This is a genomic window from Shinella sp. M31 (genome assembly GCF_049199205.1).
Taxonomy (GTDB): Bacteria; Pseudomonadota; Alphaproteobacteria; order Rhizobiales; family Rhizobiaceae; genus Shinella.
This window is the reverse complement of sequence record NZ_JBLZPH010000148.1, coordinates 23,251-30,268: the sequence shown is the minus strand read 5'-3', so window position 1 is coordinate 30,268 and position 7,018 is coordinate 23,251. Positions and strand designations below refer to the sequence as shown.

At 65.0% G+C, this 7,018-nt stretch carries 7 protein-coding genes; 5 read left to right on the top strand and 2 right to left on the bottom strand.

Annotated features, from left to right (window positions below; all coding sequences use genetic code 11):
- Nucleotides 1-1,531: nitric oxide reductase activation protein NorD (locus ACOZKU_RS23655; protein WP_421580932.1), on the top strand; the 1,531-nt coding region annotated here is incomplete at its 5' end.
- Between the two features lie 58 nt (nucleotides 1,532-1,589).
- On the opposite strand, the gene hemN is transcribed toward ACOZKU_RS23655, so the two are convergent.
- Complete coding sequence (gene hemN, locus ACOZKU_RS23650; RefSeq protein ID WP_421580931.1) at nucleotides 1,590-2,942, bottom strand: oxygen-independent coproporphyrinogen III oxidase; 1,353 nt, start codon at nucleotides 2,940-2,942, stop codon at nucleotides 1,590-1,592.
- A gap of 224 nt (nucleotides 2,943-3,166) precedes the next feature.
- On the opposite strand from hemN, the gene ACOZKU_RS23645 reads away from it, so the two are divergent.
- From ACOZKU_RS23645 to ACOZKU_RS23630, 4 genes are read left to right on the top strand one after another with little or no spacing between them, the layout of a single operon-like run.
- Nucleotides 3,167-3,448: a DUF2249 domain-containing protein gene (locus ACOZKU_RS23645; protein WP_421580930.1), complete on the top strand. Its 282-nt coding sequence runs from the start codon at nucleotides 3,167-3,169 to the stop codon at nucleotides 3,446-3,448.
- A gap of 25 nt (nucleotides 3,449-3,473) precedes the next feature.
- Nucleotides 3,474-4,832, top strand: coding sequence for a hypothetical protein (locus tag ACOZKU_RS23640; protein WP_421580929.1), 1,359 nt, complete (start codon nucleotides 3,474-3,476; stop codon nucleotides 4,830-4,832).
- A complete protein-coding gene (locus tag ACOZKU_RS23635; protein WP_314092068.1) occupies nucleotides 4,832-5,347 on the top strand; it encodes a DUF2249 domain-containing protein in 516 nt (171 codons plus the stop codon). Before ACOZKU_RS23640 ends, ACOZKU_RS23635 begins: the two co-directional genes overlap by 1 nt.
- Nucleotides 5,348-5,352: 5 nt before the next feature.
- On the top strand, nucleotides 5,353-5,652 hold the full coding sequence (locus ACOZKU_RS23630) for a metal-sulfur cluster assembly factor (protein ID WP_314092069.1): 300 nt from the start codon (nucleotides 5,353-5,355) through the stop codon (nucleotides 5,650-5,652).
- Between the two features lie 40 nt (nucleotides 5,653-5,692).
- Here the strand turns inward: ACOZKU_RS23630 and ACOZKU_RS23625 are convergent, their stop codons facing one another.
- Nucleotides 5,693-6,898, bottom strand: a complete 1,206-nt coding sequence (locus ACOZKU_RS23625) for an NnrS family protein (protein ID WP_421580928.1) — start codon at nucleotides 6,896-6,898, stop codon at nucleotides 5,693-5,695.
- Nucleotides 6,899-7,018: the final 120 nt, after the last annotated feature.

Sequence of the window (7,018 nt, the reverse complement as noted above, 5' to 3'; positions counted from 1 at the left end):
CGAGCCGGTTGCCGAAAGCGACCCACTGCTGCGGGACATCGCCATTCTCCAACGCGCGGAGGCGACGGCGAAAGCCGTGCTCGCGGCTTTTCCCGGTCTCGCAAGACGCTACCGCCGGCTTTCGTCCGCCATGCTGGCAGCGCGCCAGCACCGCGCGCTTCCCTCCGTCGAGCGCCATGTCGAGAACCGCATTCTCAGCCTGCTGCGCAAGGGCGCCGGGCTTGCCGACGAGACGTTGCCGGTGATTTTCCCGCATCGCGCCCCGGCCGGCTATCTGCCGATGCTTCCCGTGCCGCTCTGGCCGGATGCGCTGTGGCGCGAGGAGGGCGAGGGCCGCGGCGAAGAAGACCAGCCGGCCGCCGGGGCAAACCCCGACGCGCCGGAAACGGAGCGCCATGTGGCGCTGCGCGAGAAGGCGGTGAACCGCAAGACCGAGCGCAGCCCGTTCATCCTTAACCGCTTCGAGAAGATTTTGGCGATGGCCGAGATGGTCAATGTCGACCGCCCCGGCGACGACAGCGACGACTACGATTCCTCCGCCGCCGACGAGCTCGACGACATGACGCTCGGCGAGCGCAAGGGTCGTCCCGCTGCGCGCTTCCGCTTCGATCTCGACCTGCCGCCGGAAGCGCTCGACCGCACGCAGCTGACGGGCGAGTTCACCTATCCCGAATGGGATTATCGCACGGCCACCTATCTGCCGGACCATTGCCGCGTGCTGGCCGCTCCCGCGCCGGATACGGCCGAAGTGCCGGAGGCCGATGCCGATACGAAAAGCCTTATCCGCCGCGTGCGCCGGCAGTTCGAGGTGCTGCGGCCGCGCCATGAAATGCTGCGCGCGCAGCTCGACGGCGCCGAGCTCGATCTCGATGCGGTGGTGAGGGCGCGCAGCGACCTCGCCGCCGGCGGTCAGGGCAGCGATCGCATCCATCTGATGAGCCGGCCGCAGGCGCATGACCTCGCCGTCACCATCCTCGTGGACGTGTCGCTCTCCACCGATGCCTGGTTCGACAACCGCCGGGTACTCGACGTGGAGAAGGAGGCGCTGCTGGTGTTGTCTCATGGCCTCGCAGCCTGCGGCGACAGCCATTCCATTCTCACCTTCACCTCGCGCCGCCGCTCCTGGGTGCGCGTCGAGACGGTCAAGGATTTCGGCGAGCCGATGAGCCATGGTGTGGAGGCGCGCATCGCCGCGCTGAAGCCGGGTTTCTACACCCGCATCGGCGCGGCGATCCGCCATGCGGCGGCGCAGCTGCGCGCGCAGCCGAACCGGCGCAAGCTGCTGCTGATCCTGACGGACGGCAAGCCGAACGACGTCGATCATTACGAGGGGCGTTTCGCGCTGGAGGACAGCCGCCGGGCCGTGAACGAGGCCCGGCGCACGGGCCTCAGCGTTTTCGGCGTGACGGTGGACAGGGAGGCGCAGGCCTATGTGCCGGCGATCTTCGGCCGCAACGGCTACGCCATCGTCAGCAATATCGCCCGGCTGCCAGCGGCGCTGCCGGCGATTTATCGCGGTCTCGTGGGATAGAGGACACGGGATCTGCGAGAAAGGCCCGGCGTGCCGCACCACGCCGGGCCTTTTGCGTTCACGCCGCTTTGCTGTGCATGCGGGCCGACTGGTCGATATAGGCGTCGAAGGCGGCGGCGACGGCGCGGATGATGAAGCGATGATCCTGCCGCACCGTGACCGTGCCGCCGCGGATATCGACCGCACCGTCTCTAGCGAGTGCTGCCAGCCGTGCATTGCCTTCAAGAAGGGGTGCGGCGTCAAAGCCGTGACGGGCGGCGATCGTGGTGATGTCGGCGCGGAAGTCGCACATCAGCCGCTCGATGATCTCGGCGCGCAGCCGGTCTTCGGCGGTCAACCGATAACCCTTGACCGTGGCCAGCCGCCCCGACGCGATGCGCTGAGCATAGGGGCCGGGCGGTACCTCGTTCTGGATATAGCCATCCGGCGTGCGGCCGATAGACGAGGCGCCGAAGCCGATCAGCGTTTCGCAGGCATCCGTCGTATAGCCCTGGAAATTGCGGCGCAGCCGGCCGCGTTTTGCGGCGATCGCGAGATCATCGCTCGGGAGAGCGTAATGGTCTAGGCCGATGCGCACATAGCCGGCAGCAACGAGCGTTTCGGCAATCGCCTCCGCCTGCGCGGCGCGTGCGGCAGCATCCGGCAGCGCGCGTTCGTCGATCAACCGCTGGTGCTTCTTGAAGGAGGGGATGTGAGCGTAGCCGAAGACGGCGAAACGCTCCGGCCGCATGGCGACCGCCGCCTTCGCCGTATCGACGCAGGATCGCACGGTCTGGTGCGGCAGGCCGTAGATGAGGTCGAAATTGATGCCGCAGACACCGGCCGCGCGCAGCCTGGTTACGGCCTCGGCGGTCTGCGCCTCGCTCTGCACGCGGTTGATCGCTTTCTGCACGACGGGGTCGAAACTCTGCACGCCCAGGCTGGCGCGGGTGACGCCTGCCTCGCCGAGCACTGCCGCCATCTCCGCCGTCAACGTGCGCGGATCGATCTCTACCGCGATCTCCGCGCCGGTGATGAGGCCGAAGCGGGCGCGCAGGAGGCCGATCAGGTCACGGAATTCCTCCGGCTGCATGATCGTCGGCGTGCCGCCGCCGAAATGGATGTGCCGGACCTGGATGCGGCTTTCCACCCGGTCCGAGACAAGGCCGATCTCCTGTCGCAGCATGTCAAGATAGTCGAGGATCGGCGCGTCCTTCTGTGTGATGGTGGTGTGGCAGCCGCAATACCAGCACATGGACCGACAGAAGGGGATGTGCAGGTAGAGCGAGGCCTCGGTGCCCGGCTTGATGCTGGAAAGCCAGTCGCCATAGGTGCCAGAGCCGACGACGGGGGCGAAGGCGGGCGCAGTCGGATAGCTCGTATAGCGCGGTAGCCGCGCCTCGCCGTATTTTTCGATTAGGGCCTGTTGCATGGCGCGTTCCTTTCCGTGTGTCGATTGCAGAAAGGGTAGGAGCAGCAGGCACCCCCTTCTTTGCGAAAAGCCAAGGAGCGCGGCAGGAGGCCTGAAAATCGTCAATTGTTTGCGCAGGGTCAAAGTGCCCGGCGGCGCTCGGGGTTAGCGTCAGATGGTTCCGGTCGGGTCGGGCCGTGCCCCGCGGAACGGTATCGGAACGGCCGAGACGGAAACTTCACACCATGTCTGAGACCCTGGACAAGCCCCTGATCGACGTACGCACCATTCCGCCGCGCGAACGCCATCCGCGCATTTTCGGCATACTCGGCGCCTTGATGCCCGGCAAATCCATGCTGATCACCAGCGATCACGATCCGAGGCCACTGCACTATCAGCTCGAAACTAATTTCCCCGGCCAGTTCGGCTGGGGCTATCTTGAGCAGGGTCCGGAAGTCTGGCGCGTCGAGATCGACCGGTTGGAAGACGGTGGTAGCTGCGATTGCTGCTGCGGCGCAGAACACTAAGTCAGGCGCGGCGAAGGAAACCGAGATGCCGGGCGCAACCCTCTCCCGCTGGACCATGTCCTACTTCGCCGCCGCCTGCCTCATGCTCGTGGCGGGGCAGGGACTGATGGTGGCCGGCTATGGCTTTCCCTTTGCCGATATCAGCGCGCCGGAAACGCTTGTCGTCGTCCATCTTGTCGCCATCGGCTGGCTGAGCCTGCTGATGGCCGGCGCGCTGCTGCAATTCGTGCCGGTGCTCATCGCGCGGCATGTCGTCGGCGGAAGCTTCGCCGCGCCGGCCCTGTTGCTGCTGCTCGGCGGACTGAGCTCTCTTGTGGGCGGGTTCGTTGCGTTGTCCGGGTCACTTGACTTGCCGCTTGCCCTGTTGCCCGTTGGCGGCATGATGCTTGTGGCCGGTTTCGGCCTGTTTGCCGGCATCCTCGCCGTCACGCTCCTTTCTGCGCGGCCTCTGTCGCTTCCTGCCCGCTTTGTTGCGACCGGCCTTTGCTCGCTCGTCGGTACGGTCCTTATCGGCTCTGCTTTCACGGCCGCTTTGTCCGGTCTCGCGGAAAGCCCATTGTTCGACCGGCTCGTCGCCAATGGCGTCGAACTGCATGCCATCCTTGGCCTCGGAGGCTGGCTGAGTGTGACGGCCGTCGGCGTCAGCTATCGGCTGTTCTCCATGTTCCTGCTGGCGCCGGAGGTCGAGCGTTCGACCGGCCGTGCCGTCTGGTGGGGCGCGAGCCTGGCTGTCGGGCTTGTTGCGGTGGCGGTGTTCTTCGTGCTGTCCGGATTTTTCGGCGCCGCACTGCTTTTCGCCGCCGCGCTGCTGCTCACATTGGTGGCCGTCATGCTCTATGGCGCCGATATCCTGCTCATCTATCGTCGACGGAAGCGCAAGCAGGCGGAACTGAATATCCGCGCGAGCTTCGCGGCACTTGGCCTGTTTGCGCTGTCTATTCTCTTTCTTAACTTGCCCGCCTTCAGGGCTGGCGACATGGTGGCGGCGGTCGTCTATCTTTTCGTCTTCGGTTGGCTCACGGGGCTCGGCCTTGCACAGCTTTACAAGATCGTCGCCTTTCTCACCTGGCTGGAGGCATATGGTCCCGTCCTGGGCCGTGCGCCCGTGCCGCGGGTGCAGGATCTCGTCGATGAGCGCCATGCGTTTATCCTGTTCCGCATCTACTACGGTGCAGTGGTTGTCGCGACGCTCTCCCTTGCTGCCGGCACAAGCGACTTTTTCCGGATGGCCGTCGCAGCACAGCTTTTTGCGACGCTCTGCCTGATCCGCGAGTTCATCCGGGCGCGCCGCCTGTCCATCGTGCCGGCTGCCCTGCTTGCGCCCGCCGGGATGGTGCGGCCGCACCTCTTTCTGCCTCTATCCGCTTTCCAAGGAGATAAATGATGTCCGAGATTTCACCGAAGGTGCTTGATGTGCGGCCGATCCTGCGCAGTGGCGGCGAGCCATTCCAGGCGATCATGCAGGCTGTGCAAGAGCTGCGACCCGGACAGGGGCTGGCGCTGCTCGCGACGTTTCGCCCGCAACCGCTGTTTCGTGTGATGGAAGAGCGTGGCTTCGACCATGCAGCCCGCGAGATCGACGGCGGCGACTGGGAGGTGCTGTTCATGCCGCGCGAGGAGACTGCGCCCGTCGAAACCTCTGTAGATGCCGATCGCCCCGAGACATGGCCGGATCCTTCAAAACATCTCGACCTCACCGATCTCGATCCGCCGGAGCCGATGGTGCGTATTCTCGCCGCTGCGGAGGCGCTGAAGCCGGGTGAGGTCCTCTTCGCTGTGCTGGCGCGAGAACCGCTGTTCCTCTTTCCAGAATTGACCAAGCGCGGCCACCAATGGGCCGGCAATTTTGACGACACGGGCTCGGCTTATCGCATCCTCGTGCGGATCGGGGAGGTTTGAAAGCGATGAACGAGACGGACAAGGTCACGATGACCGAAGATATCCGCGCGGCGCTACGCATGATCATCGACCCCGAGATCGGAAAGAACATCATCGATCTCGGCCTGGTCTACGATATCGCGGTGGAAGAAGGCGGTGTCGTCTACGTCACCATGACCACGACGACACGCTTCTGCCCAGCGACGGAGTTCCTCAAGGAGGCGGTGCAGGCCTGCGTCTGGTATGTGCCGGGCGTTGAATATGCGGAGGTGCGGCTGACCTACGAGCCGCCGTGGACGCCCGAGATGGTGTTGGACGTTGCCTGAAGCAAAATGGCCCGGAGAGACCCTCCGGGCCGTTTTCGATTCAGAGGGGTGCGCGGCGTTTACGTGCGAGCATCGGTGCATATTCCAGGCAATAGAGGCCGAAGGCGGCAATCCAGAGCAGGCCCGAGGCGGCATAGAGGGCGGGGCTAAGGTCCGGCAGGATTTCCGCGAGAGGGCGCACCACGGCGCAGAGGATGAGGGCGGCATAGGAGGCGACCGTAATCTTGGATGCGACTAGGGCGCGGCCGGTATGGCCGAGGCTCGCCCGCGTCATGACTGCCAGCATCATGCAGGCGATGGCGCCGACTGAGAGCAGATGCAATACCGAGCGTTCTTCGAGATATCCAAGCGCACTGAGGCTGAGGGCCATAAGCCCGAGTGGGATGAAGGCATAGACGATGTGCAGGATCACGAGGATCCGCTCCCGCGCCACCGTCCAGCCGCGCCAGCGGTGCAGGCGGATGCAATGGAGGGCGGCCGCGGTCGCGCCTGCAGCGGCGGTTGCCGGGTGTTCGGGGAGAAGGGCCCAGAGACCGAGCGCGCCGGTGCCGGCGAGGATCGCGACCATGTCATAGTTGTTGTAGGGCACCGGGAAATCCGTGCGCCCGAACTTGTTGAGCCAGTTGCGCGTAAAGCTTGGAATGATGCGCCCGCCGACGATCATGACCAGCACGACATAGGCGGCGACGGCCAGCCGGATCGCCATATGGTCATGCCCGCCGTGAATGGCCGCCATGTGATAGAGCACGTTGGCGAGCGACAGGGCGGCGAGCCCGGCCAGAACCTTCAGGTCCTTCCACTTGCGCCCGGCGGCCACCTCGCGCGTGCAGATGGCGAGCAGAACGGGCAGAAAGAGCGCATCGATGGTGGCGGCGACGGCAACGCCGATCGTATCGGAGGCGAGAAGCGCGATGCGCCCTGCACACCAGAGCGTGAAGAGCCCTGCGAGCGGCCAGCCGGACACTGGCAGGCGGCCGGTCCAGTTTGGCACCGCCGTTAGCAGGAAGCCGGCAAGCGCGGCGGAGGCAAAGCCGAACAGCATTTCATGGGCGTGCCAGTTGGGCGCGCCATAGGTTTCGGCAATCGTGATATGGCCTGTTATTGCGGCGATCCACAGGCCCATGGCCGCGAATGCCCAAAAAGCGCCGCCGAGAAAAAATGGCCGGAACCCATAGGAGAACAGCACCGGTCCGGTGCGGGAAAGTCCACGCGGCACGGGGCGGCTCACGGGGGGATTTGCAGACATTGATGTCACTTTCCTTTGCAATAGTCACCTGTTTCTAGAGCATCGGCGGGGTGCTTTCTTTGCGAGATGGCAAAGAGCAAATCAGCATCTGCCAAAATGCCGCAGCAGCCGAAACGGCCT

Bases quoted from the DNA above. Each gene is read 5' to 3' on its own strand.
- hemN (WP_421580931.1), bottom strand. From the start codon at position 2,942: ATGCAACAGGCCCTAATCGAAAAATACGGCGAGGCGCGGCTACCGCGC.
- ACOZKU_RS23645 (WP_421580930.1), top strand. From the start codon at position 3,167: ATGTCTGAGACCCTGGACAAGCCCCTGATCGACGTACGCACCATTCCG.
- ACOZKU_RS23640 (WP_421580929.1), top strand. From the start codon at position 3,474: ATGCCGGGCGCAACCCTCTCCCGCTGGACCATGTCCTACTTCGCCGCC.
- ACOZKU_RS23635 (WP_314092068.1), top strand. From the start codon at position 4,832: ATGTCCGAGATTTCACCGAAGGTGCTTGATGTGCGGCCGATCCTGCGC.
- ACOZKU_RS23630 (WP_314092069.1), top strand. From the start codon at position 5,353: ATGAACGAGACGGACAAGGTCACGATGACCGAAGATATCCGCGCGGCG.
- ACOZKU_RS23625 (WP_421580928.1), bottom strand. From the start codon at position 6,898: ATGTCTGCAAATCCCCCCGTGAGCCGCCCCGTGCCGCGTGGACTTTCC.